We start from the raw sequence: 1,430 nt of genomic DNA, 5'->3' as shown, positions 1-1,430 counted from the left end.
TAAAGAAGATGCAGTCATCTGCAGATGATGCTTGCAGGATGATGAAGGTCTTATCTAACCGCGATCGCATGATGCTCTTATGCGAAATCGGCCAAGCGGAAAAATGCGTTAGTGAGCTAGAGACTGCTCTAGATTTACATCAACCCACACTCTCACAGCAGCTTACGGTGTTGCGTAAAGAAAAGCTGGTGAAAACACGTAGAGAGGGTAAGCAAATTTACTACTCCCTATCAAGTCAGGTTGCTGTAGCAGTCATGAGTTTGCTCTACAAGCATTACTGTAAGAAGTAATTGCCAGGAATCATTTAATTACTTTTAAAGGGAGTGCAATATGAAATGTAACGTCGGCGGTATCGATCGTATCTTAAGAATCTCAGTGGGTATTGTGTTGGTTGCGCTTGTAGCCAACGGTATCGTAGGCTGGTGGGGCTGGCTTGGACTAATTCCTTTAGCTACTGGAATTTTCCGTTTCTGCCCAGCTTATCCATTATTGGGAATCAATTCTTGTGGAACTTCATCTGAAGCAGATTCTTGCTGTAAGTAAGTCTTCCTTAGTTTGATAAAGGCGCATTGAGAAATAACACTCAATGTGCCTTATTGCCATCTAGTACTCTCACTTCTTAGTGTAAATACCGTGCAGTAAAAAGATTGTAGAGAAGGCAACACCAATCATCCAGTGCGTTGTAATAACTGGATCTCGAATTTCTTCGGGGCCGTAGTAGAGCAGAGCCCCCGAAACTAATAAAGTAGTTAAAAAAGCCAATTGGCTTAAACCGCTCCACAACTTCCTCTTAGACTTCAGGCCTGCCTTCAGGTGGGCGGGCAAAATCGAACCCAGAGCCATCGTGGCCATGATTGCTGTAATGCCATGCCACGCTAATACTGAGTGGGCACCCAATATAGCGCGTTGAATATGCAATTCATGACCAAGTAAATAGACTGTGCCTGTAAGTGAGCAGCTCAGCATGGCAATGATTACAAAATGTCTTTGCCAGGTTGGCATTTTGCCAAGGCGACTGGTATTTTTCATGAGCTGAGGGTGTATGGAATTTTGATGGCTTGAGCAGAAAAATGACTCAAGCAGGGGTGTTGGGTATCCCCAGAAATACTCACCACCTTAGTCAAGGCATCTGCGTAGACACATTGATTTGCGATCACCGAGTAAGACTCTGAAAATTCAAGAAGCTCATCATTGAGGGGATTGACCAGATAGCTTTTGGCATCAGCATCGCGCTTTGAAAAGTAGAGACTGCTGGTTGCGATCGCACCCTTCCTGATGTTGCCAATGTGGATGAGTTCATGGGGATTCGCTGGATTACGAATGTGAATGTCTTGACTGCAATCGCCAAAAACTCGTAAATCCCCACCAGCATTAACGGATCCTGATTGGATGCCGCCAGCTAATAAGATCTCTACCGCCCTATCTACAGC

Annotated in this window: 4 protein-coding genes; 2 read left to right on the top strand and 2 right to left on the bottom strand. The window is 44.8% G+C overall.

Translation table 11 applies throughout. The features are described from left to right. Both B7Y67_RS18025 and B7Y67_RS18020 read left to right on the top strand, forming a co-directional pair. Nucleotides 1-290 (top strand): metalloregulator ArsR/SmtB family transcription factor (locus B7Y67_RS18025; protein WP_367227309.1); only part of this gene is annotated, 290 nt, incomplete at its 5' end. 40 nt (nt 291-330) lie between these two features. Further along, entirely contained in the window at nt 331-543 is a 213-nt protein-coding gene (locus tag B7Y67_RS18020) for a DUF2892 domain-containing protein (RefSeq protein ID WP_293599810.1), read from the top strand. A 69-nt stretch (nt 544-612) separates the two neighbouring features. Here the strand turns inward: B7Y67_RS18020 and B7Y67_RS18015 are convergent, their stop codons facing one another. After that, the gene (locus B7Y67_RS18015) at nt 613-1,029 is read right to left on the bottom strand and encodes a hypothetical protein (RefSeq protein WP_293599809.1); all 417 of its coding nucleotides are present in this window, start codon (nt 1,027-1,029) and stop codon (nt 613-615) included. Then, nucleotides 1,026-1,430, bottom strand: a 405-nt coding sequence (locus B7Y67_RS18010; RefSeq protein WP_293599808.1) for an FAD:protein FMN transferase, incomplete at its 5' end; no start/stop codon positions are given. The genes B7Y67_RS18010 and B7Y67_RS18015, both read right to left, overlap by 4 nt.

Source organism: Polynucleobacter sp. 35-46-11, from assembly GCF_002281105.1.
Note: the sequence above shows the minus strand (reverse complement) of the source record. Positions and strands in the feature narration are given on the sequence as shown.